The 21,554-nt window shown below is 71.1% G+C and carries 21 protein-coding genes; 18 read left to right on the top strand and 3 right to left on the bottom strand.

Annotation, left to right across the window (positions count from 1 at the left end; all coding sequences use genetic code 11):
- The first annotated feature begins 105 nt into the window (after window positions 1–105).
- Window positions 106–1,689, top strand: a complete 1,584-nt coding sequence (locus tag M2266_RS15740) for a threonine/serine exporter family protein (protein WP_277438768.1) — start codon at window positions 106–108, stop codon at window positions 1,687–1,689.
- Window positions 1,690–1,807: 118 nt separating this feature from the next.
- On the opposite strand, the gene M2266_RS15735 is transcribed toward M2266_RS15740, so the two are convergent.
- Window positions 1,808–2,311, bottom strand: a complete 504-nt coding sequence (locus M2266_RS15735; RefSeq protein ID WP_269269823.1) for an inorganic diphosphatase — start codon at window positions 2,309–2,311, stop codon at window positions 1,808–1,810.
- Between the two features lie 87 nt (window positions 2,312–2,398).
- Here M2266_RS15735 and dacB point away from each other — a divergent pair, with 87 nt between their 5' ends.
- From dacB to folE, 6 genes are all read left to right on the top strand, one after another.
- Window positions 2,399–3,805, top strand: a complete 1,407-nt coding sequence (gene dacB, locus M2266_RS15730) for a D-alanyl-D-alanine carboxypeptidase/D-alanyl-D-alanine-endopeptidase (RefSeq protein WP_277438767.1) — start codon at window positions 2,399–2,401, stop codon at window positions 3,803–3,805.
- Window positions 3,806–3,905: 100 nt separating this feature from the next.
- Window positions 3,906–5,078, top strand: a complete 1,173-nt coding sequence (locus M2266_RS15725; protein WP_277438766.1) for a zinc-dependent metalloprotease — start codon at window positions 3,906–3,908, stop codon at window positions 5,076–5,078.
- 142 nt (window positions 5,079–5,220) lie between these two features.
- Window positions 5,221–6,216, top strand: a complete 996-nt coding sequence (gene tilS, locus M2266_RS15720) for a tRNA lysidine(34) synthetase TilS (RefSeq protein ID WP_277438765.1) — start codon at window positions 5,221–5,223, stop codon at window positions 6,214–6,216.
- Between the two features lie 35 nt (window positions 6,217–6,251).
- Window positions 6,252–6,791: a hypoxanthine phosphoribosyltransferase gene (gene hpt / locus M2266_RS15715; protein ID WP_277441225.1), complete on the top strand. Its 540-nt coding sequence runs from the start codon at window positions 6,252–6,254 to the stop codon at window positions 6,789–6,791.
- A 240-nt stretch (window positions 6,792–7,031) separates the two neighbouring features.
- Window positions 7,032–9,107 carry an ATP-dependent zinc metalloprotease FtsH gene (ftsH, locus tag M2266_RS15710; protein WP_277438764.1) on the top strand — a complete coding sequence of 692 codons (2,076 nt, stop codon included), beginning with the start codon at window positions 7,032–7,034 and terminating at the stop codon, window positions 9,105–9,107.
- 148 nt (window positions 9,108–9,255) lie between these two features.
- Entirely contained in the window at window positions 9,256–9,861 is a 606-nt protein-coding gene (gene folE / locus M2266_RS15705) for a GTP cyclohydrolase I FolE (RefSeq protein WP_277438763.1), read from the top strand.
- 143 nt (window positions 9,862–10,004) lie between these two features.
- On the opposite strand, the gene M2266_RS15700 is transcribed toward folE, so the two are convergent.
- Window positions 10,005–11,846 (bottom strand): phosphatidylglycerol lysyltransferase domain-containing protein, encoded by a 1,842-nt coding sequence (locus M2266_RS15700; protein ID WP_277438762.1) that lies wholly within the window; start codon window positions 11,844–11,846, stop codon window positions 10,005–10,007.
- A 204-nt stretch (window positions 11,847–12,050) separates the two neighbouring features.
- Between M2266_RS15700 and M2266_RS15695 the strand changes: the two genes are divergently transcribed.
- The 8 genes from M2266_RS15695 (at window position 12,051) to M2266_RS15660 (ending at window position 17,642) form a co-directional block, all read left to right on the top strand.
- Window positions 12,051–13,157 carry an alpha/beta hydrolase-fold protein gene (locus M2266_RS15695; protein WP_277438761.1) on the top strand — a complete coding sequence of 369 codons (1,107 nt, stop codon included), beginning with the start codon at window positions 12,051–12,053 and terminating at the stop codon, window positions 13,155–13,157.
- Window positions 13,158–13,185: 28 nt separating this feature from the next.
- Window positions 13,186–14,058 (top strand): dihydropteroate synthase, encoded by an 873-nt coding sequence (gene folP, locus M2266_RS15690; RefSeq protein ID WP_277438760.1) that lies wholly within the window; start codon window positions 13,186–13,188, stop codon window positions 14,056–14,058.
- On the top strand, window positions 14,055–14,528 hold the full coding sequence (locus M2266_RS15685) for a nuclear transport factor 2 family protein (RefSeq protein ID WP_277438759.1): 474 nt from the start codon (window positions 14,055–14,057) through the stop codon (window positions 14,526–14,528). Before folP ends, M2266_RS15685 begins: the two co-directional genes overlap by 4 nt.
- A 318-nt stretch (window positions 14,529–14,846) precedes the next feature.
- On the top strand, window positions 14,847–15,206 hold the full coding sequence (gene folB / locus M2266_RS15680) for a dihydroneopterin aldolase (protein WP_277438758.1): 360 nt from the start codon (window positions 14,847–14,849) through the stop codon (window positions 15,204–15,206).
- Window positions 15,203–15,793: a 2-amino-4-hydroxy-6-hydroxymethyldihydropteridine diphosphokinase gene (gene folK, locus M2266_RS15675; RefSeq protein ID WP_277438757.1), complete on the top strand. Its 591-nt coding sequence runs from the start codon at window positions 15,203–15,205 to the stop codon at window positions 15,791–15,793. The genes folB and folK overlap by 4 nt, the downstream gene beginning before the upstream one ends.
- A 111-nt stretch (window positions 15,794–15,904) precedes the next feature.
- A complete protein-coding gene (locus tag M2266_RS15670) occupies window positions 15,905–16,384 on the top strand; it encodes a DUF3180 domain-containing protein (RefSeq protein WP_277441224.1) in 480 nt (159 codons plus the stop codon).
- Window positions 16,385–16,617: 233 nt separating this feature from the next.
- Window positions 16,618–17,181: a cysteine dioxygenase gene (locus tag M2266_RS15665; RefSeq protein ID WP_277438756.1), complete on the top strand. Its 564-nt coding sequence runs from the start codon at window positions 16,618–16,620 to the stop codon at window positions 17,179–17,181.
- Window positions 17,178–17,642 (top strand): rhodanese-like domain-containing protein, encoded by a 465-nt coding sequence (locus tag M2266_RS15660; RefSeq protein ID WP_277438755.1) that lies wholly within the window; start codon window positions 17,178–17,180, stop codon window positions 17,640–17,642. Before M2266_RS15665 ends, M2266_RS15660 begins: the two co-directional genes overlap by 4 nt.
- On the opposite strand, the gene M2266_RS15655 is transcribed toward M2266_RS15660, so the two are convergent.
- Window positions 17,611–18,771, bottom strand: a complete 1,161-nt coding sequence (locus tag M2266_RS15655; RefSeq protein WP_277438754.1) for a betaine/proline/choline family ABC transporter ATP-binding protein — start codon at window positions 18,769–18,771, stop codon at window positions 17,611–17,613. The two genes, M2266_RS15660 and M2266_RS15655, sit on opposite strands and share 32 nt — an antisense overlap.
- Before the next feature lie 222 nt (window positions 18,772–18,993).
- Here M2266_RS15655 and M2266_RS15650 point away from each other — a divergent pair, with 222 nt between their 5' ends.
- From M2266_RS15650 to M2266_RS15640, 3 genes are read left to right on the top strand one after another with little or no spacing between them, the layout of a single operon-like run.
- Window positions 18,994–19,671 (top strand): ABC transporter permease, encoded by a 678-nt coding sequence (locus tag M2266_RS15650; protein WP_277438753.1) that lies wholly within the window; start codon window positions 18,994–18,996, stop codon window positions 19,669–19,671.
- Complete coding sequence (locus tag M2266_RS15645; protein ID WP_277438752.1) at window positions 19,671–20,393, top strand: ABC transporter permease; 723 nt, start codon at window positions 19,671–19,673, stop codon at window positions 20,391–20,393. Before M2266_RS15650 ends, M2266_RS15645 begins: the two co-directional genes overlap by 1 nt.
- A 37-nt stretch (window positions 20,394–20,430) precedes the next feature.
- A complete protein-coding gene (locus M2266_RS15640; protein WP_277438751.1) occupies window positions 20,431–21,399 on the top strand; it encodes an ABC transporter substrate-binding protein in 969 nt (322 codons plus the stop codon).
- Window positions 21,400–21,554: the final 155 nt, after the last annotated feature.

The following is a 21,554-nucleotide window of genomic DNA, read 5'->3' as shown; positions in this document are numbered from 1 at the left end:
GCCCTGCACACTGATCACCGGAGGTGGTCGGTCAACGTGGCGGACGAAGAGAAGCCGGACTCGGATGAGTCGCGGTCGGAGTTCACGCCCCCCGTGGGTGTACCGATGCCGTCGGTCCCGGAATCCGACGGTTCGACGACATCGGAGTTCGCCGCACCGACGGGGGTGGAGCTGCCGGCCGGGCCGGAGGCGGAAGGCTCTGCCTTCACCGCGCCCGCCTCCTCCGCCGCCCACGGTGTCGGGAACGCGTTCACACCCCCCGACGGCATCCCCGTCATACGGCTCACCAAGGGCGTCGTCCCCTGGCAGGACCGCATGCGCGAGCTGGTCCGGATGCCGGTCACCGAGCGCCCGGTGCCCGAGCTGCCCGCCGACAAGCCGGAGGCCGGCCCGCCGGTGCCCCGGGTGCTCGACCTCACGCTGCGCATCGGCGAGCTGCTGCTCGCGGGTGGTGAGGGCGCCGAGGACGTCGAGGCGGCGATGTTCGGCGTCGCGCACGCCTACGGGCTGGCCCGGGTGGAACCCACCGTCACGTTCACGCTGCTGGGCATCTCGTACCAGCCGTCCCTCGTCGACGCGCCGGTCGGCGCGAGCCGCACCGTGCGCCGCCGGGGCACCGACTACACGCGGCTCGCGGCCGTCTTCCAGCTCGTGGACGACATCACCGCGCACGAGGCGACGCTGGAGGAGTCCTACGGCCGGCTGGCCGCGATCCGCCGCAACCGGCACCCCTACAGCGGCTGGGTTTTGACCGGCGCCGCCGGGCTGCTGGCCGGGTCGGCGAGCATCCTGGTCGGCGGTGGTCCGCTGATCTTCCTCGCGGCGGCGCTGGCCGCGATGCTCGGCGACCGGCTGGCCTGGCTCTGCGCGGGGCGCGGGCTGCCGGAGTTCTACCAGTTCGCCGCCGCCGCGATGCCGGCCGCCGCGATGGGCATCGTCGTCAACCTCTACGCCGACCACCTGCCGGGCGCGGCCGACCTCCAGGCGTCCGCCGTGATCACCGGCGGACTGTTCACCCTGCTACCGGGACGGGCCCTGGTGGCAGGCGTCCAGGACGGCCTGACCGGGTTCTACATCACCGCGTCCGCGCGGCTGCTGGAGGTCATGTACCTCGTCGTCGGCATCGTCTTCGGCGTGACGATCGTGCTGTACGCGGGCGTGCGGCTGGGCGCCGACTTCGACCCGGAGCAGGCGCTGCGCGCCTACGACCACCCCTGGGTGCAGCTGCTGTCCGCGATGTCCCTCACCCTCGCCTTCGCGGTGCTGCTGCAGTGCGAGCGCGGGGTGCTGCTGCTCGCCACGCTCAACGGCGGCGTCGCCTGGACGGTCTACGGGGTGCTGCACCAGCAGCTCGGCGCCAACCCGGTCGTCGCCACCGCGGCCGCGGCGGGCCTCGTCGGCCTCTTCGGCCAGCTGATGGCCCGCTACCGGTACGCGTCGGTCCTGCCGTACGTCACGGCCGCGATCGGCCCGCTGTTGCCCGGCTCGGCGACGTACTTCGGGCTGCTCGCCTTCACCCAGAACCACACGGCGGAGGGGTTCACCTCCCTGACGAAGGCCGCGGCGCTGGCCCTCGCCGTCGCCATCGGCGTGAACCTCGGCGGGGAGATCGCCCGCATGTTCCTCAAGACGCCGGGGTCCGCCGACCCGGCCCGGCGCCGCGCGGCCAAGCGCACCAGGGGCTTCTGAGCGGGCTCCAGGGGCGGCTTCCCAGCCGGCTTCCGAGGCCGGAACGCGCGAACGCCGGGCAGGCCCCGTGAAGGGCCTGCCCGGCGTTCGGGACGTCTCCGGTGCGCGCGACCAGGGGTCAGTGGCTGTGGAAGACCTGACCCGAGTCCTTCAGGCGCTTGTAGGACGCCTCGATCTCGGCCTCGGCCTCGATGCGGCCGACCCAGTTGGCGCCCTCGACGGACTTGCCGGGCTCCAGGTCCTTGTAGACCTCGAAGAAGTGCTGGATCTCCAGGCGGTCGAACTCCGACACGTGATGGATGTCACGCAAGTGCTCCACCCGCGGGTCGGACGCCGGGACGCACAGCAGCTTGTCGTCGCCGCCGGCCTCGTCGGTCATACGGAACATGCCGACGGCGCGGCACTTGATGAGGCAGCCGGGGAACGTCGGCTCATCAAGGATGACCAGGGCGTCCAGCGGGTCGCCGTCCTCACCCAGGGTGTTCTCGACGAAGCCGTAGTCGGCCGGGTAACTGGTCGAGGTGAAGAGCCGGCGGTCCAAGCGGATACGACCGGTCTCGTGGTCCACCTCGTACTTGTTCCGGGAACCCTTCGGGATCTCGATCGTGACGTCGAACTCCAAGGCCCTACTCCTCCATGATCAGCACATACTTCTGGTGATTAAGTGTCTCCCACGCAGGTGTGTGGTCGCGAAAGGGGCTGGTCGGGGGTGCCGGACGCCAGAACATGGCAGGTAGTGGCGGGGTCGGCCGCACTCGGACTGACCCTTTCCTTCGCGGCGGTGGCCGCGGCCGGACCGTGGGAGTCGGGTCAGCGTACGGCGGAACGGGCGGCCGCCGCCTCCCGGGGCCACCAGCCGGACGGCCGCACCGCCGCCGTGCCCCGCCCGCCGGCGCCCACCGAGGCCGCCGCCCCGCCCGCCGGCCGGGTGCTCACCGCGCCCGCCACGGACCCGGGCACGCTCCCCACCCAGCAGGCGCTCGCCGCCCGGCTCGCACCGCTGCTGCGCGACCCGGCCCTCGGCCCGCTGCGCACCGGAGCCGTCATCGACGCGGCCACCGGCAAGCTGCTGTTCGGCTCCGGCGCCGGTACCCCGTCCGTGCCGGCCTCGACCATAAAGATCGCGACGGCCGCGGCCGCCCTCTCCGTACTCGGCCCCGACCACCGGATATCGACGACGGTGTTGGCCGCGGGGGAGCACAGCACCGTGCTCGTGGGCGGCGGCGACCCCACCCTCACCGCCGCGGCGCTGCGCACCCTGGCCGACGACACCGCCCGCGCGCTGGCCGCCCGCGGCACCACCGCCACCTCGCTCGGCTACGACCTGTCGCTGTACTCGGGATCCGTCCTGCACCCCATCGGGCGCAACGAGAACATCGCGCCGGTGACCCCGCTGATGACCGACGAGGGACGCGTCGACAAGAGCGACCACGGCCCTGCCGACCGCTCTCCCGACCCGGCCGCCGACACCGCCACCGCGTTCGCGAAGCTGCTCAGGGCACGCGGGATCGAGGTGACGGGCACCCCGGTGAGGACCTCCGCCGCCGCGTCCGGCAGCCAGCTGGCCGTGGCCCGGTCCGCGCCGCTGTCCGCGCTCGTCGAGCGGATGCTGACCAACAGCGACAACGACATCGCGGAGGCCCTCGCCCGGCAGACCGCGATCGCCGCGCACCTGCCCGCGAGCTTCGGCGGCGCGCAGCAGGCGGTCACCGCGGCCCTGGACCGGCTCGGCCTGCCGCCGGCCGGGGCGAAGTTCACCGACGGCAGCGGCCTCAGCCGCGCCGACGCGCTGTCCGCGCAGCAGCTCGCGCGGCTCCTCGCCCTGGCCGCGTCGCCCCATCACCCCCAACTGCGGCCGATCCTCACCGGACTGCCCGTCGCCGGCTTCTCCGGCACCCTCTCCGACCGGTTCCGCGGCGGCCCCGCCTCCGGCGCCGGCCTGATCCGCGCCAAGACCGGCACCCTCACCGGGGTCAACGCCATCACCGGGACCGTCGTCACCGCCGACGGCCGGCTGCTCACCTTCGCCTTCCTTGCGCAGGGCACCACGTCCGCGACGGCCGCCCAGAGCGCCCTCGACCGGCTGGCGTCCGCCCTCGCCGCCTGCGGCTGCTGAACCCCCGCTCCCGCCCCGCCCCAGCCCTGCCCGGGGCCAGTCCCCGAACCCCGGGCGTTATCCGACCCTGAAAACGGGAGCGGCAACGTACCGTGAAGGCATGACGAGCTTCGGTGGTGCCGACATGGTCGACTGGAACCTCGCAGTGGCGACCGCACAGCGGTTGATGCGGCCGGGCCCTGAAGTCAGCGGGGACGAGGCGCGGGCGATCGTGGCCGAGTTGCGCAAGCACGCGCGCTCCTCGGAGGAGCACGTGCGCGCGTTCACCCGTATGTACGGGGACGCGTCCATGACGAACGGCACGCCGGTGCTGATCGTGGACCGGGTGGGCTGGGTGAAGGCGAACGTCGCCGGCTTCCGCGAGATCCTCAAGCCGCTGCTGGGCAAGATGCAGGAGCGCCGCCCCGGTGGTCTCGGCGGGATGGCGCTGGGCACGGTCGGCGGCAAGGTCACCGGCGTCGAGGTCGGGATGCTGCTGTCGTTCCTGGCGTCCCGGGTGCTCGGTCAGTACGAGACCTTCGCCCCCGCCACCCGCGAGCTGCCGGCCGGCCCCGTCGCCCCCGGCCCGGGGGAGCCGCGCGCCGGTCGCCTGCTGCTGGTGGCGCCGAACATCGTGCACGTCGAGCGCGAACTCGACGTGGACCCGCACGACTTCCGGCTGTGGGTGTGCCTGCACGAGGAGACGCACCGCACCCAGTTCACCGCCGTGCCGTGGCTGCGCGACCACATCGAGGGCGAGATCCAGTCCTTCCTCGGCGAGACCGACATGGACGCCTCCACCGTCATCGAACGGATCCGCGAGGCCGCGCAGTCGTTCTCGGGCGGCGGGGCCGGCGGATCGAAGGGCACGCGGGGGGACGACGAGCCCGAAGAGGGCCGCAGCATCGTCGACTTCGTCCAGACCCCCGTCCAGCGGGAGATCCTCGCGCGCCTGACCGCCGTCATGTCGCTGCTGGAGGGCCACGCGGACTTCGTGATGGACGGCGTGGGGCCCGACGTCGTGCCCTCGGTCGCGGAGATCCGGGAGAAGTTCCAGCAGCGCAGGGCCAGCGGCGCGGGCCGGCTGGACCAGGTGCTGCGCAAGGTGCTGGGGCTGGACGCGAAGCTGCGCCAGTACAAGGACGGCGAGCGCTTCGTGCGCGCCGTCGTCGACGAGGTGGGCATGGACGGCTTCAACCGCGTCTGGACGTCGCCCAACACGCTCCCGACGAAGGCGGAGATCGCCAAACCGGCGGACTGGGTCACGAGGGTGCACCGGCGCAGCGATTCGTGACCGCGACGCCTCCCGGTTCACCCGTCCGAGGGACCGTAAGCGCAGGGTAAGGCGTGCGATGCTCGGGTACAGCCCCAGCTTCTGTCACCATCTAGCTACTTTGCGTTATCACCCTCACAGCCTCCATAGGAGGGAACCGGACATGGGTCCCCACCCCACGGTCGCCGCGATACGCCTGGCGGTCCGCCGCGTACTTCACGACGTCCTCATCGCCACCCCCGCCCCCAACCCCCTCGTCCTGGCCGCCTGCAGTGGAGGCGCCGACTCCATGGCGCTCGCCGCGGCCCTCGCGTTCGAGGCCCCCAAACTCGGCGTGCGCGCCGGAGCCGTCACCGTCGACCACGGGCTGCAGCCCGGCTCGACCGGCCGCGCCCTCGAAGTCGCCGCGCGCCTGCGCTGCCTCGGGCTCGACCCCGTGGACGCCGTCGGCGTCACCGTCGGCCGCCAGGGCGGACCGGAAGCCGCTGCCCGCGACGCCCGCTACGGCGCGCTGGACGCCACCGCCGACGCCCGCGGCGCCGCCGCCGTCCTGCTCGGCCACACCCGGGACGACCAGGCGGAGACGGTGCTGCTGGGCCTCGCCCGCGGCTCCGGCACCCGCTCGCTGTCCGGGATGGCCGCCGTGTCGGGCGCGGGGGGTCGCTACCGCCGCCCGTTCCTGCTGCTCGACCGCGACACCGTGCGCAAGGGCTGCCTGGCCCAGGGCATCGACGTGTGGGAGGACCCGCACAACCACGACCCCGCCTACACCCGCTCCCGGGTCCGCCACGAGGCGCTGCCGGTGCTGGAGAAGTCCCTCGGCAAGGGCGTCATCGAGGCGCTGGCCCGCACCGCCCAGCTCTCCCGCGACGACGCCGACGCCCTGGACCAGTGGGCGGCCACCGCGGAACGTGATGTCGCCGACGGTGAGGGCTCCCTGGACGCGCTCCGGCTGAGCTCGCTGCCGGCCGCCGTCCGCCGCCGGGTGCTGCGCCGGGCGCTGATCGCCGCCGGTTCCCCGCCCGGATTCCTGTTCGCCCGCCACATCGAGGAGGTCGACCGGCTGGTCACCGACTGGCGCGGGCAGAAAGGTCTCAACCTCCCGGGCGGCGTCGAGGCCCGTCGGCGCAATGGCAGACTGTTCTTCTCACCGTCGTAGACCTTGAGGAACCCAAACAGGTGAACGAGAACGACATGGGCACCGACCTCGAAAAGGTGCTCATCACCAAGGAAGAGATCGACGCCAAGCTCATCGAGCTTGCCGCGAAGATCGACAAGGACTACGCGGGCAAGGACCTGCTGATCGTCGGCGTGCTCAAGGGCGCGGTGATGGTGATGGCGGACCTGGCGCGCGCGCTCTCCACCAACGTGACGATGGACTGGATGGCGGTGTCCTCCTACGGTGCCGGCACCAAGTCGTCGGGCGTCGTCCGCATCCTCAAGGACCTCGACACCGACATCGCCGGCCGCGACGTGCTGATCGTCGAGGACATCATCGACTCCGGTCTGACGCTGTCCTGGCTGATCAGCAACCTCGGTTCGCGCGGCCCGGCCTCCCTGGAGGTCTGCACGCTGCTGCGGAAGCCCGAGGCGGCCAAGGTCGAGATCGATGTGAAGTACACCGGCTTCGACATCCCCAACGAGTTCGTCGTCGGCTACGGGCTCGATTTCGCCGAGAAGTACCGCAATCTCCCGTTCGTCGGAACACTCGCCCCGCACGTATACGGCGGCTGACGCCCCCGTTCGTCCGAGGATGTCCCCGTTCGGCGCAGCCCGTGCCGACAACGGGGAACCCCGCACCGTTTCCCGCCGTTGGAGCAGGGGAGGCCGGGATTGTTAACGGTCGGCGGCCGCCTCAGGCGACAATGCTGAGGTACCGTCCGAAGGTCGGGTCATACACCGGATGTGCACGCGGCCAGCGAGCCGCGCTGCCTCACTGTGGCAGGAGGGACGGGGCGTCCGCGCCCCGCATGGATGGACGTCAAGCGCTATTTCCGTGGGCCAGTCATGTGGATCGTGCTGGCTGTCATCGCCGTGGTCGTCCTCATGCAGGTCGTCGGCTCCTCCGGCGGCTACAAGACGGTGGACACCGGCCAGGTCGTGCAAGCGATCCACAGCAAGGACAACATTCTCAAGTCGGCGGAGCTCACCACCGGCGACGAGCAGATGGTCAAGGTCGAGCTCGTCGAGGGCGCCAAGGTCGGCGGCAAGGACCTGGGCACCAAGCTCAAGGCCAGCTACGTCAGTGCCCAGCAGAGCACCGACATCGCGGCCTTCCTGCAGAGGAAGGTCGACGGTGACACGTCCGCGGGCGGCACGCTGCCCGACGGTTACACCGTCTCGCCGTCCAAGCAGAACGCGTTCGTCAGCATCCTGCTGTCGCTGCTGCCGTTCGTGCTGATCGTCGTGGTCTTCCTCTTCCTGATGAACCAGATGCAGGGCGGCGGATCCCGCGTCATGCAGTTCGGGAAGTCCAAGGCCAAGCTGATCACCAAGGACACCCCCAAGACCACGTTCGCGGACGTGGCGGGGGCGGACGAGGCGGTCGAGGAGCTCCACGAGATCAAGGAGTTCCTGCAGGAGCCGGCGAAGTTCCAGGCCGTCGGCGCCAAGATCCCCAAGGGCGTGCTGCTCTACGGCCCGCCCGGTACCGGCAAGACCCTGCTGGCCCGCGCCGTCGCGGGTGAGGCCGGCGTGCCGTTCTACTCGATCTCGGGTTCCGACTTCGTCGAGATGTTCGTGGGTGTCGGCGCCTCGCGTGTCCGCGACCTGTTCGAGCAGGCCAAGGCGAACGCCCCGGCGATCGTCTTCGTCGACGAGATCGACGCCGTCGGCCGGCACCGCGGTGCCGGTATGGGCGGCGGGCACGACGAGCGCGAGCAGACGCTCAACCAGCTGCTCGTCGAGATGGACGGCTTCGACGTGAAGGGCGGCGTCATCCTGATCGCCGCCACCAACCGGCCGGACATCCTGGACCCGGCGCTGCTGCGTCCGGGCCGCTTCGACCGGCAGATCGCCGTGGACCGCCCCGACCTCATGGGCCGGCTGGAGATCCTCAACGTCCACGCCAAGGGCAAGCCGGTCGCTCCGAACGTCGACCTCCGGGCCGTCGCTCGCCGCACCCCCGGCTTCACCGGCGCCGACCTGGCGAACGTGCTCAACGAGGCCGCGCTCCTGACGGCCCGCGGGGACCGCAAGTTGGTCGACAACGAGACCCTCGACGAGGCGATCGACCGGGTCGTGGCCGGACCGCAGAAGCGGACCCGGATCATGTCCGAGAAGGAGAAGAAGATCACCGCGTACCACGAGGGCGGACACGCCCTGGTCGCCGCGGCTTCTCCGAACAGCGACCCGGTGCACAAGATCACGATCCTCTCCCGCGGCCGGGCCCTCGGTTACACGATGGTCCTGCCGGACGAGGACAAGTACTCGACGACGCGCAACGAGATGCTCGACCAGCTCGCCTACATGATGGGCGGCCGGGCGGCGGAGGAACTGGTCTTCCACGACCCGACCACCGGCGCCTCGAACGACATCGAGAAGGCGACCGCGACGGCTCGCGCGATGGTCACCCAGTACGGGATGACCGAGCGGCTCGGCGCGATCAAGTTCGGCTCGGACAACGCGGAGCCGTTCCTGGGACGTGACATGGGTCACCAGCGCGACTACTCGGAAGAGGTCGCCGGGCTGGTCGACGAAGAGGTCAAGAAGCTCATCGAGACCGCGCACAACGAGGCGTGGGAGATCCTGGTCGAGAACCGCGACGTTCTCGACAACCTGGTTCTGGCGCTCCTGGAGAAGGAGACGCTGAACAAGGAGGAGATCGCCGAGGTCTTCAAGGCCATCGTCAGGCGTCCGCCGCGGCCGGCCTGGACCGGGTCCTCGCGCCGTACGCCGTCGACCCGCCCGCCGGTGCTCTCGCCCAAGGAGCTGGCGCTCACCAACGGCAGCCAGTCCGCCAACGGCAGCAGCACCGCCACCCCGGCCATCGAGAAGTCCACCGAGACGGTGGAGCTTCCCGAGGACTCGGGCAGCGGAACCGACAGCTGACCACCGGAAACCGGTCGGCGAGAGCCGGCCGGGAACGGTGATCCCGGAATGAAGACCGCGCCCCCAAGGTTTTAACCTTGGGGGCGCGGTCTTCATTTTGTGCAGCCCGAGCAGCTCTCCGCAGGTCCGTACGAGGAACGAGGCACAGATGACCGACCCCGTGACGCTGGATGGCGAGGGGACCATCGGCGTGTTCGACGAGAAGCGTGCCGAGGCCGCCGTGCGTGAGCTTCTCTTCGCGGTCGGTGAGGACCCTGACCGGGAGGGCCTGCGGGAGACGCCGGGCCGGGTGGCCCGCGCGTACAAGGAGATATTCGCCGGCCTCTGGCAGGAGCCGGAGGACGTCCTGACCACGACGTTCGACCTCGGGCACGACGAGATGGTGCTGGTGAAGGACATCGAGGTGATGTCGAGCTGCGAGCATCACCTGGTGCCGTTCATAGGCGTCGCCCACGTCGGTTACATCCCGGCCTCCAACGGCAAGATCACCGGGCTGTCGAAGCTCGCCCGGCTGGTCGACGTCTACGCCCGCCGTCCGCAGGTCCAGGAGCGGCTCACCACGCAGATCGCCGACTCGCTGATGCGCATCCTGGAGCCGCGCGGCGTGATCGTCGTCATCGAGTGCGAGCACATGTGCATGTCGATGCGCGGGGTGCGCAAGCAGGGCGCGAAGACCATCACGTCGGCGGTCCGCGGCCAGCTGCGCGATCCCGCGACCCGCTCCGAGGCGATGAGCCTGATCATCGGCCGCTGAGCGCCCGCGCGGCGTTCCCACGTACGACGCCCCCGCACGACGCCGACGCACGACGTCCCCGCACGACGCCCACACACGACGAGACCGCCGGACCCTGAGAGGGATCCGGCGGTCTCGTCGTGCGGGGTGCGGTGGTGCGGCGGTCAGGCGACGCTCTTGACCGTCCGCTCCGGCTCCGAGCTGTTGGCGTAGCAGGGCGCGCTGTGCGCGGCCCGCTTGGCCCGCCCCGGCAGAAAGCGCTGGAGCGCGTCCGGGAGCGGCAGCGACAGGGTGACGAAGCCCTCCGCCTGCATGGCGGCGAAGCCGATCCGCGGCAGGTCCCGCGAGTTGCGGAACACCAGGAACCGCGGCACCCACTCCGGCTGGAACTTCGCGTTGAACTTGTACAGCGACTCGATCTGGAACCAGCGCGACAGGAAGACCAGCAGCCCCCGCCAGCCGCGCAGCACCGGCCCCGCCCCGATCCGCTCGCCGCGGGCGAGCGCCGAGCGGAACATCGCGAAGTTGAGCGAGACGTTCTCGACGCCCAGCTCCGGAGCGTGCTGCAGCGCCTCGACGATCAGCAGCTCGTTGAGCCCCGGATCGGCGCTGCGGTCGCGCCGCATGAGCTCCAGGGACATGCCGTCCTTGCCCCAGGGGACGAAGTGCAGCACGGCCCGCAGGTCGCCCAGCGGCGACTCGACGCCGTCCTCCCGCTCCTTGTGGGCGGTGACGACCACGCAGTCGCCGTCCTCGACGTCGCCGAACCGGCCCAGCGCCATCGAGAAGCCGCGCTCGGTGTCCGTGCCGCGCCAGGCGTCGGCGGCCATCCGGACCTGTTCGCGCTCGTCGTCCGACAGCTCGCGGACCCGGCGCACCTTGCAGGTGTAGCCGGACCGTTCGATGCGCTTGACCATCTGCCGCACGTTGCGCATCGCGCGGCCCTGCATCGTGAAGGCGCTGGTGCGCACGATCGCCTCGTCGCCCAACTCCAGCGCGTCCAGGCCCGTCTCGCGGGTCCAGACCTCGCCGCCGGTCTCGCTGCAGCCCATGACCGCCGGGATCCAGGCGTGCGCCCGGGCCAGTTCCATGAAGCGCTCGATGGCGCCCGGCCAGGCCTCGACGTCCCCGATGGGGTCGCCACTGGCGAGCATCACCCCGGACACCACCCGGTAGCAGACGGCGGCCTTGCCGCTCGGCGAGAACACCACGCTCTTGTCGCGGCGCAGGGCGAAGTGGCCGAGCGAGTCGCGGGCGCCGTGTTTGACCAGCAGCTCGCGCAGCTGGTCCTCGTCGGCGCCGCTGAGCTCGGCGACCGGCCGCGCCGGACGCAGGATCAGATACGCGGTGGTGCCGGCGATGAGGAAGCCGAGCCCGCCGAGCGAGTAGGCCACGACGTCCGAGGCCCGGTCACTCGTATAGCTCACCGGGCCCTCGAAACCGAAAAGCCCGTACAGCACGTGCTGCAGCCGCTCGATCAGGCTGGGATCGCCCATCTCGACCTTCGGGTGGGCGCTGACGATGAGCAGCCCCAGGCCGAGGGCGACGACGCTGAGCAGCACGAAGTTGGCCGCCGCCCGCCAGCGCGTGCGCGGGTCCGACAGGGCGTTGAACTGGCCCCGGTGGACGATCAGCAGCGCGAACAGGAACAGCGAGACGAGCGCGCCGACCCCCGAATGCCGGTAGACCAGCTGGGTCGCGGCGCCGGTCGGCAGCAGCAGCACCGCCGCCCACCAGGCGCGCACCTTCCCGCGTTTGAGGCCGTGAGCCAGCATCAGCAGCAGGATGCCGGTGACCACCGACCCCGCCGCCGCGAGCGAACTCATGGTGCCGGGGAAGACCATCGCCATGTGGTGCATCCGGCCGTTGCGGAAACCGGGGAACACGCCCGAGACGACGTCGAGCAGCCCCACCACGGCCCCGGCGGTACCGACGACCGACGGGACGGAGGAGGAGCGGAGGAACCGCGGACGCCGGGTACCGGCGTTGGCGCGATCAGTAGACACGGGCACCTGCCCAGGGAACCCGGAAGCCGAGTTCTCCATCTACCTGTACAGACATGGGTCACCAAGCCCCAACATTGCGGGATATGTTCCGCAAACAGCTCTCGTAACGAACAATTTGCGCCCTCTAGGACGCGCGGAAAGGCCCCTAGGTTCCGTCAGAGGGAGCCGGAACCGGGCCGCGGACAGGAAAGTACGTCATCCGACATGGGTCTCACCAGTAAGAAGGTTCTACTGCTGGCGGTCATAGCCGCGGTAGTGCTGTTCGTGGCCACCGTATGGCTCTGGCCGCGCCTGTCCAAGCGCAGTCTCCCGGCGGTGCTGGGGCGCGTCGGCATGATGCTGTTCACCCAGTTGTCGATGATCGCGGCGCTCGGGCTGGCCGCCAACTACTCGTTCGGTTTCTACGCGTCCTGGGCCGACCTGTTCGGACAGGAGTCAGAACCGGGCGTCGTCGTCAACCACTCGGCGGCGGCCGACCGCTTGCAGGTGGTCGGCCACAAGTATGTGAACGTGCCCGGCGGTTCGGTGCCGAAGACCGGCGGCCAGATCCAGAAGGTGGTCTTCCACGGCGGCGCGTCCGACATCACCACGCAGGCCTATGTCTACCTGCCGCCCGAGTACTTCCAGGACGCCCGGCGCACGTTCCCGGCGTCCGTGATCCTCACCGGCTACCCGGGGACCGCCGAGGCGCTCTTCAAGAAGATGAAGTACCCGTCGATCGCGCACCAGCAGGTCCTGGACGGCAGGGCCAGGCCGACCATACTGATCATGATGCGGCCGACGGTGGCCCCGCCGCGGGACACCGAGTGCATGGACATCCCCGGCGGCCCCCAGACGGAGACCTTCTTCACCAAGGACCTGCGCGCGGCCGTGTCCGGCCACTTCCGGGTCGGCACCAACGCCAGGAACTGGGGGATCATGGGCGACTCCACCGGCGGCTACTGCGCCCTGAAGCTCACGATGCGGCACCCCGAGGCGTACTCGACCGCGGTCGGCCTGTCCGCCGACTACAAGGCGCCGCACGACCGGACCACCGGCGACCTCTTCGGCGGCGACCAGAAGCTCGAACTCCAGAACAACCTGCCGTGGCGGCTGGAGAACCTGCCGCACCCGCCGGTGAACCTCCTGGTGACCAGCAGCAGGAAGGGCGAGCCGAACTACCGGGCGACGATGAAGCTGATCGGCGCCGCGAAGGCGCCCACGCACATGTCGTCGATCATCCTGGAGAGCGGCGGCCACAACTTCAACACCTGGGGCCGGGAGATTCCGCCCGCCCTGGAGTGGCTGAGCAGCCGGCTCAGCGACCGGTAGTCGACCGCCCAGCGCCTACGCTGGGCGCATGAATACGCTGCGGGGCTTCGTGGACGGTCTTCCTGAGTGGGACCGCTGCGCGGTCATGGGCGTGGTCAACGTCACACCCGACTCCTTCTCCGACGGCGGGCAGTGGTTCGACCCGGAGCTGGCCGTCAAGCACGGTCTGGACCTCGTCGCGTCCGGCGCGGACATCGTGGACGTCGGCGGGGAGTCGACCCGGCCCGGGGCGGCCCGGGTCTCGGCGGCGGAGGAGCTGCGCCGGGTGATCCCGGTGGTGCGGGAGCTGGCCGCCGCGGGTGTCCTGGTCAGCGTGGACACGATGCGGGCGGCGGTCGCCGAGCAGGCGGTCGCGGCCGGCGCGCGGCTGGTCAACGACGTGAGCGGCGGCGGCGCCGACCCCGAGATGATCCCGGTGGTCGCCGAGGCGCGGGTGCCGTTCGTCGTCATGCACTGGCGCGGGCAGAGCATCGACATGAACAACCGGGCGGTCTACGGCGACGTGGTCGCCGAGGTCGTCGCCGAGCTGCGCGAGGGGTGCGAGCGGGCGGTCGCCGGCGGCATCGACCCGGCCCGGATCATCGTCGACCCCGGCCTGGGCTTCGCGAAGAACGCCGAGCACGACCTCGCGCTGATGGCGCACCTCGGCCGGCTGCGCGAGCTGGGCCGCCCGCTGCTGGTGGCCGCGTCCAGGAAGCGGTTCCTGGGGCGGGTGCTGGCCGGGACGGCCGGGGACCCGCCGCCGGCCAGGGAGCGCGACGCGGCGACCGCCGCGGTCTCGGCGATCGCCGCCCGCGAGGGCGCCTGGGCGGTACGGGTGCACGAGGTGCACGCGAGCGCCGACGCGGTCCGGGTCTCGCGGGCCATCGAGGGCGCCGCGTGGACGGAGGGTGCCGCATGACGCCGCGTACCGCGGAGGCCGCGCAGGTCGAGGAGGCGAACCAGGCGTTCTACGACGCGGTCGAGACCTCGGATCTGGACGCGCTGGAGGAGATCGTCCTGACCGGCCCGCTGGCCGAGACCGTCTCCGTGGTGCACCCGGGGTGGCCGGTGCTGCGCGGGCGCGGCGAGGTGATGCGCTCCTACGCGCTGATCATGGCGAACACCGAGTACATCCAGTTCTTCCTGACCGACGTCGAGGTCGGGGTCGACGGCGACACGGCCCTGGTCACCTGCACCGAGAACATCCTGACGGGGGGACCGGCCGAGGAGGACGGCTCGGCGGGCACCCTGGTCGGCGCCCTGGTGGTCGCCACCAACGTGTTCCGGCGCACACCGGAGGGCTGGCGGCTGTGGGTGCACCACGGGTCGCCGGTACTGGCCGACGGTGACGACGACGATGACGACGGCACCGCGGGCCCCGGCGCCTGAGCCGGCGGCTCCGAAGCCCGCGGCCGCGACGCCTGAAGCACGCCGTCCCACCACCCCGCGTTCACCCGGCCGGTCCGGGATTGCGCCGTGTCGGCGATCTCGTCACCCGTTCGCGCCAAGAATCCGCCCACGGACGGGTAGCGGCCCGGCTGGCGGGTAAAGGGCCGGAGTCCGACCGCCCTGACCTGGGCCGGGCCGGTCCCGGACAACCTGTCGGCACGCGCTGTCGGTGGTCGCGGGTAGATTCGATTCCGGGCGGGCCCGTACACATGCCGGGACCAGGCCCGTCCGTCCGAACCCATCAGCAGGAGTGATCTCGTGGATCGTGTCACGCTGCGCGGCCTCAAGGCCCGCGGTAACCACGGCGTGTTTCCCAGGGAGCGCGAGGAGGGCCAGACCTTCGTCGTGGACCTGGTGCTCGGCCTGGACACGGCTCCTGCCGCGGCCGGGGACGACCTGACCAAGACCGTCCACTACGGCGTGGTGGCCGAGGAGGTCGTGGATGTCGTCAAGGGCGAGCCGGTCGACCTGATCGAGACCCTCGCGCAGCGCATCGCCGACCAGTGCCTCAAGCACGAACAGGTCCAGGAGGTCGAGGTCACGGTGCACAAGCCGGACGCCCCGATCACCGTTCCGTTCGACGACGTGACCATCACCATCACCCGGAGGCGCCCGTGAGTCCCGACCCCACCGTGCAGCCCGTACACCCGTCCGTGGTGGCGCAGGTCGACGCCGCCGACACGACGCTGCACAACCCGCAGCGGGCCGTGATCGCGCTGGGCAGCAACCTGGGCAACCGGCTGGAGACGCTCCAGGGCGCCATCGACGCCCTGGAGGACACCCCGGGCGTGCGCGTCAAGGCGATCTCGCCGGTCTACGAGACCGAGCCGTGGGGCGTCGAGCCCGGCAGCCAGGCCAACTACTTCAACGCGGTGGTGCTGGTGAAGACCACGCTGCCGCCGTCCTCCCTGCTGGAACGCGGCCAGGCGATCGAGGAGGCGTTCCTGCGGGTGCGCAGCGAGCGCTGGGGCCCGCGCACCATCGACGTGGACATCGTCGCCTACCAGGGCGTCGTTTCGGAGGACCCCGACCTGACGCTGCCGCACCCGCGGGCGCACGAGCGGGCCTTCGTCCTCGCGCCCTGGCACGATGTGGACCCGTCGGCGGAGCTCCCGGGCCACGGCGAGGTGGCAGAGTTGCTGGCAGCGGTCGGCGACGCGGGTGTGCAGGCCCGCGGTGACGTGGAACTTCGGCTCCCCGAATAAGCGTTAAGCGGTCGGGCAGACGGGCCGCACCGGCACCGGCCGCACCACCGTCAGGACGACCACCGTCAGGACGACGACCGGCAGATGAACCATGTGAGGGGCGAACACTCGGTGAAGGCGCTGCGCATCAGAACGCTGCTGGGGCTGTTCGTGGTGGCGGGGGTGCTCTCCTGGGCCGGGGCCAAGCTGTGGGACTCGCTCGGCACGCTGCCGAGCGTCCCGCTGGCCGCGCCCATCGTGCTCGCGCTGATCGCGGTCGTGCTCACCGCGACCGCGCTGTCGCTGCGCAACCGGCTGCGCGCCCAGCGCGACCGCGTGCCCGGCGCCAAGGGGGTCGACCCGCTGCTGGCGGCCCGCGCGGTGGTCTTCGGCCAGGCGAGTGCACTGGTCGCCGCCCTGGTCGCCGGGATGTACGGCGGCACCGGCGTTTTCCTGCTGCTCTACCAGTGGGACGTGCCGCCCCGCCGGGACCAGGCGATCTACGCGGGCCTCGCGGTCCTGGCCGGCCTCGCGGTCGTCGCCGCGGCGATCTTCCTGGAGCGGGTCTGCAAGCTCCCCGAAGATCCCGAGGGCACCGCGACCGGTATCTGAGACTCCGTGTTGACCGCCTCGAGGGTGGCGTGATTCAGTCCTCGATGTGAGTGGTATCGGTCGGCGACTTCACCGGCGAGTGCACCTGGACCTCGTCCGGTACGCGGGCTGCGTGTGTCCGGGTTCACGCTGAACCCCGCCGTCCCGCTCACCTCCGCGCCGTAGCCCGCCGCCCCGTCCGTATCCGGACCGCGTGGCGCCGTGCCGGCGCACTCCTTCCAGGGTGGTCCCCGTTGTCCGCACCGACGCTCGTCTCCGCATCCCCCGCCCCGGCTTCCGCCGCGGTTCCCTTCGAGGTTCCGGACGCCGCGCCCACGGCGGCCGAGCTGCTCGACTTCGTCCGCTCCGTCGCCGCCGACCCGGAGAGGGTCGCCCAGCTCGCGCTCGACCCGCTGGACCGCAGCTGGATCCGGCTGGAAGGACCCGGCGGCGCCGAGGCCTGGCTGCTGGGCTGGCCGCCCGGCACCGAGACCGGCTGGCACGACCACGGGGGCTCGTACGGTGCCTTCGTGACCGCGGGAGGTGAGCTGACCGAGGAGTCCCTGGCGGTGCCGCTCCCGTCCGAGGGTTGGAGCTCACTCGAACTGGCGGAGGGTCTGGACAGGACCCGTGCCCTGCCCGCCGGGAAGGGCCGCGCCTTCGGCCGCAACCACGTCCACCAGGTCGCCAACCGCTCCGAGGAGCGGCACGCGATCTCGGTGCACGCCTACTACCCGCCCCTCCCGCTGATCCGCCGCTACCTCCGCGACGGCCGCACCCTGCGGCTCGACGTCGTGGAACACCCGGAGACCTGGTGACCGAGCACGCCGCCCCCGCCGCCCGCAGCATCGACGACCATCTGGCCCGCGTCAGGACCCGGCTGGAGCGCCTCGACGCGCCGGCCGCCGCCGAGGCGGCCGCCGACGGCGCCGTCCTGGTCGACATCCGCTACGCCGCGCTGCGCGACCGGGACGGGCTCATCCCCGGCGCGCTCGTCGTGGAGCGCAACGAACTGGAGTGGCGGCTCGACCCGCTCGGCGACCACCGGCTGCCGGAGGCGACCGGTCACGACCTGACGGTCGTGGTGATCTGCAACGAGGGGTACGCCAGCAGCCTGGCCGCGGCCTCCCTGCAGGACCTGGGCCTGCACCGCGCGACCGACCTGGACGGCGGATTCCAGGCCTGGCGCGCGGCGGGACTCCCGGTCACCCCGCCGGACGCCCCCTCCTCGGAAACGGGCCAGAACACTAGCCGGCCCGTCGGATCGACTCGATCGTGATGTCGGCGCGGTCCGCGCCGTGCGCGTCCGCGTCGATCGAGCGGCGCAGCGCCTCGTGCAGCCGGGCAGGCGTCAGTACGCCGAGGAAGTGATCGCCGTCGACGACGGCTATCCACCCCGCGTCGTACTGCAGCATCGCGCTGAACGCCTGCTTGAGCGTGGCGCCGATCGGCACCCACGCCTCCATGCGGCGGGCGTGGTCGCGCACCGTGGAGCCCTTGCCGAGCAGCGCCTCGACGGTGACCCAGCCGTGCAGCGCGCCGTCCGCGTCCAGGACGACCGCCCAGCGGGAGCCCTCCTTGCGCATCCGCGCTGCGGCGGTCTCCGACGGGTCGTCGAGCCGGACGGTGGGCGGCTGCTCCAGGTCGGCGGCCTCGATCTCCGTCACCGACAGTCGCTTGAGTCCCCGGTCGGCCCCGACGAAGTCGGCGACGTACGGGGTGGCGGGCGCGCCCAGCACGGTGGCGGGCGTGTCGTACTGCTCGACGCGGCCCTCGCCGAAGACCGCGATGCGGTCGCCGAGCCGGACCGCCTCCTCTATGTCGTGCGTCACGAACAGCACGGTCTTGCGGACGGTGGCCTGCAGCTTCAGGAACTCCGACTGCAGCCGCTCGCGCACCACGGGGTCGACGGCGCCGAAGGGCTCGTCCATCAGCAGCACCGGCGGATCCGCGGCCAGCGCGCGGGCCACCCCGACACGCTGCCGCTGACCGCCGGAGAGCTGGTCGGGGTAGCGGTCGCCGTAGACGGACGGGTCGAGGCCGACCAGGTCCAGCAGCTCGGCGGCGCGCTCGCGGGCCTTGCCGCGCTTCCAGCCCAGCAGCGCCGGCACGGTCGCGGTGTTCTCCAGCACGCTCTTGTGCGGGAACAGGCCGACCTGCTGGATGACGTAGCCGATCCTGCGGCGCAGCTTCACCGGGTCGATGGCGGAGATGTCCTCGCCCTCCACCAGGATCCGGCCCGAGGTCGGCTCGATGAGCCGGTTGACCATCTTCATGGTCGTCGTCTTGCCGCAGCCGGACGGCCCCACCAGTGTGACCAGCTCCCCTTCCGCGACCTCGAACGACAGGTCGTCGACGGCGATCGTGCCGTCGGGGTACCGCTTGGTGACGTTCTCGAATCGGATCATCGGGTGCCTGAAATCCTCACTGACGGGTTCTCAAGACCGTACTCTTCCCGACTTTCGGCCGGGAATTGTGGCGGGAGTATTGCAGCTGCACAGCGGACCGGCCGGATTGTCACAGGTGCCGGATAGGGTCGGGCGACGCGACGGGCGCGAGGCTGTCGCGGGCTGGAAGGCCGGACGAGCGTTCGGACGAGTGTACGGAGCGGAGCGGGGGAGGTGAGGGGCATGGCGAAGCGGAACTGTCTGGTTTCCAACGACTGGATCTGTGGTGAGTACCTGCGCACCCGCAGTCACGAACTGACCGATGCCACCGTCCAGCACCTGTGGATCACGGCGGTGTCGGTGGCCCTCGGGCTGCTCATCGCGTTCCCGGTGGCGTTGGTCGCGCGCCGCTGGCGGCCCCTGGCGGGCCCCGTGCTCGGGCTGGCCACCGTCCTGTACACGGTGCCGTCGCTCGCCATGTTCTCGCTGCTGCTGCCGGTCTTCGGCATCTCCCCGGCGGTCGTCGTCACCGGCCTGGTGCTCTACTCCCTGACGATTCTGGTGCGCAACATCATGGCCGGCCTGGAATCCGTGCCGGAGGACGTCAGAGAGGCCGCCCGCGGGATGGGGTACGGACCGCTGCGGCTGCTGTTCGCCGTGGAGCTCCCGCTGTCGCTGCCCGCGCTGATGGCCGGCCTGCGGATCGCCACCGTCTCGACGGTGGCGCTGACCACGGTCGGCGCGATCATCAACTACGGCGGCCTCGGCAACCTCATCTACACCGGCATCGACACCATCTTCAAGGCGCAGGTGCTCACCGCCTCGGTGATCTGCGTGGTCATCGCCATCGCGGCCGACGTCCTGCTGCTGGGTGTGCAGTGGCTGCTCACCCCGTGGGCGCGGAGCAGGAAGGCGGCCTGATGAACGCGCTAGTCGGAGCCTGGGACTGGTTGAACGACAGCGCCAACTGGAACGGTGCGGACGGTGTGTGGCACCGGCTGGGCGAGCACGTGTACTTCACCGTCGTCTGCCTGGCGCTGGCCTGTCTGATCGCCCTGCCGATCGCGATCGTCCTCGGCCACCTCGGCAAGGGCGGTGCCCTCGCGGTGAACATCTCCAACGTGGGCCGCGCGGTGCCCACGTTCGCGATCCTCGTCCTGCTGATGTTCGCGATGGGCTCGGACACCGACTGGCCGACCATCATCGCGCTGGTGCTCTTCGCCGTGCCGCCGCTGATGACCAACGCCTACGTGGGCATGCGCGAGGCCGACCGCGATGTCGTCGAGGCCGCCCGCGGCATGGGGATGACGGGCGGCCAGCTGCTGTTCCGCATCGAGCTGCCGCTGGCCTTCCCGCTGATCTGGACGGGGGTGCGGTCGGCCGCGGTCCAGGTGGTGGCCACCGCCACCATCGCCGCCATGGCGGGCGGCGGCGGACTCGGCAGGATCATCACGGCCGGCTTCAACCGGCAGATCACCGCGCAGGTGGTGGCCGGGGCGTTCCTGGTGGCAGGACTGGCGCTGCTGATCGAGGGAATCTTCATCGCGTTGCAGTGGTTGCTCGACCCGATGCGGCGCCGACGCCGCGCCCGGTCCGGCAGCGTCGTCCCCGCCCCGGCCCCAGCGACTCCCGCGACCCCCTGACCGTCATGACTTCTCGTGCCCTTTGGATGGAGAACCGATGAACCCGACGCTGCGCGTCACGATGGTGGCCGCTGCCGCCGCACTGCTCCTCACCGGCGTCACCGGCTGCGGTGGCGACAGCCTGGAGAAGTCGAACTCCGACACCGCGTCCCCCTCCTCCGGGGAGAAGAAGGGCGCGCTGGTGATCGGCTCCGCCGGGTTCACCGAGAGCACGGTGCTCGCCGAGCTCTACGCGCAGGTCCTCAAGGACGCCGGCTACTCGACGTCCATACAGACGCTGAAGAACCGCGAGCTCTACGAACCGGCCCTGGAGAAGGGGCAGATCGACATCGTCCCCGAGTACGCGGCGACGCTCGCGGAGTACTTCAACACCAAGAAGAACGGGCCCAACCCCACCCCGGTCGCCTCCGGCGACGTGGCGGCCACGGTGGCGGCGCTCAAGACCTTCGCCGAGCCCAAGGGCCTGAAGGTCCTCGACGCCGGTCCCGCCATCGACCAGAACGCCTTCGCCGTCACCAAGGACTTCGCGGCCGAGCACAAGCTGAAGACCCTCAGCGACCTCGGCGCCGCCAAGGTCCCGGTCAAGCTGGCCGCCGGTGACGAGTGCCCGGACCGGCCCTTCTGCTCGCCCGGTCTGAAGTCGAAGTACGGCATCGACATCACCGGGATCGACCCCAAGGGCGTCGGCACCGTGCAGTCCAAGCAGGCCGTCAAGGACGGCACCGACCAGCTGGTGCTGACCACGACCACGGACGCCACGCTCGACCAGTTCAACCTGGTGCTCCTCGAGGACGACAAGAAGCTGCAGAACGCGGACAACCTGCTTCCCGTGGTGAACGCCAAGGACGCCGGCTCGGCCGACATCGCCACCGTCCTCGGCAAGCTCACCAAGACGCTCACGACCGCCGACCTCAGCGACCTCAACGCGAAGGTCGGCGCGGAGCGGCAGAAGCCGGCCGACGTCGCCGCCGCGTACCTGAAGTCGAAGGGCCTGCTCGCGGGCTGACGGCCTCCGCGGGCCCGGCGCGACCGGGCCCGCGGGCGGGATCCGTAACGGGTTCGACCGGATACGGAGGGCGTCGTGGGAACGCTTGGTGGCGATCCGGATGCTCTCCGTATCCGCCGTCGTCCGCGATGCCCGGGACAGCGCGTTAAATCGGG

The organism is Streptomyces sp. SPB162 (assembly GCF_029504575.1).
In the GTDB taxonomy this organism is placed as follows: domain Bacteria; phylum Actinomycetota; class Actinomycetes; order Streptomycetales; family Streptomycetaceae; genus Actinacidiphila.
This window is presented reverse-complemented; position numbering and strand designations above follow the sequence as displayed.

Coding starts and splice junctions, on each gene's coding strand:
- hpt (WP_277441225.1), top strand. CDS start 6,252: ATGGGCACCGACCTCGAAAAGGTGCTCATCACCAAGGAAGAGATCGAC.
- M2266_RS15685 (WP_277438759.1), top strand. CDS start 14,055: ATGACGCCGCGTACCGCGGAGGCCGCGCAGGTCGAGGAGGCGAACCAG.
- M2266_RS15725 (WP_277438766.1), top strand. CDS start 3,906: ATGACGAGCTTCGGTGGTGCCGACATGGTCGACTGGAACCTCGCAGTG.
- M2266_RS15650 (WP_277438753.1), top strand. CDS start 18,994: ATGGCGAAGCGGAACTGTCTGGTTTCCAACGACTGGATCTGTGGTGAG.
- M2266_RS15640 (WP_277438751.1), top strand. CDS start 20,431: ATGAACCCGACGCTGCGCGTCACGATGGTGGCCGCTGCCGCCGCACTG.
- M2266_RS15740 (WP_277438768.1), top strand. CDS start 106: ATGCCGTCGGTCCCGGAATCCGACGGTTCGACGACATCGGAGTTCGCC.
- M2266_RS15695 (WP_277438761.1), top strand. CDS start 12,051: ATGGGTCTCACCAGTAAGAAGGTTCTACTGCTGGCGGTCATAGCCGCG.
- M2266_RS15655 (WP_277438754.1), bottom strand. CDS start 18,771: ATGATCCGATTCGAGAACGTCACCAAGCGGTACCCCGACGGCACGATC.
- M2266_RS15645 (WP_277438752.1), top strand. CDS start 19,671: ATGAACGCGCTAGTCGGAGCCTGGGACTGGTTGAACGACAGCGCCAAC.
- tilS (WP_277438765.1), top strand. CDS start 5,221: ATGGGTCCCCACCCCACGGTCGCCGCGATACGCCTGGCGGTCCGCCGC.
- ftsH (WP_277438764.1), top strand. CDS start 7,032: ATGGACGTCAAGCGCTATTTCCGTGGGCCAGTCATGTGGATCGTGCTG.
- folE (WP_277438763.1), top strand. CDS start 9,256: ATGACCGACCCCGTGACGCTGGATGGCGAGGGGACCATCGGCGTGTTC.
- folP (WP_277438760.1), top strand. CDS start 13,186: ATGAATACGCTGCGGGGCTTCGTGGACGGTCTTCCTGAGTGGGACCGC.